Here is a 268-nt window from a genome sequence, read left to right as displayed (position 1 = left end):
CCGCCGTTCCACGCATGGTCCCCCGCCGCCAGCATCGCCTCCGCCACGTCGCGCCGGGGCTTCTCCACGAAGCGCGCGACGCGGTGGACGCCCGCCGCCACCTCCTCGCCGACCTGGATATAGCCATAGCCGGTCTCGGGCGCGTCCGGGGTGATCCCGAACGTCACCAGCCAGCCATCCTCGACCAGCGGCAGCGCGCGGCGGATCGCGGCGTGGAACGCATCGACATCGGCAATGACATGATCGGACGGCATCACCAGCAGCGCCG

At 71.6% G+C, this 268-nt stretch carries 1 protein-coding gene; it reads right to left on the bottom strand.

Annotation, left to right across the window (positions count from 1 at the left end; all coding sequences use genetic code 11):
- The coding region (locus tag AX685_RS14695; protein WP_269450500.1) for a sugar phosphate nucleotidyltransferase at window positions 1–268 on the bottom strand (268 nt) is incomplete at both ends.

Source organism: Sphingomonas sp. CCH9-F2 (genome assembly GCF_001556735.1).
Lineage (GTDB): Bacteria > Pseudomonadota > Alphaproteobacteria > Sphingomonadales > Sphingomonadaceae > Sphingomonas > Sphingomonas ginsenosidimutans.
The sequence above is the reverse complement of the archived record's forward strand: the minus strand, read 5'-3'. Positions and strand labels throughout refer to the sequence as shown.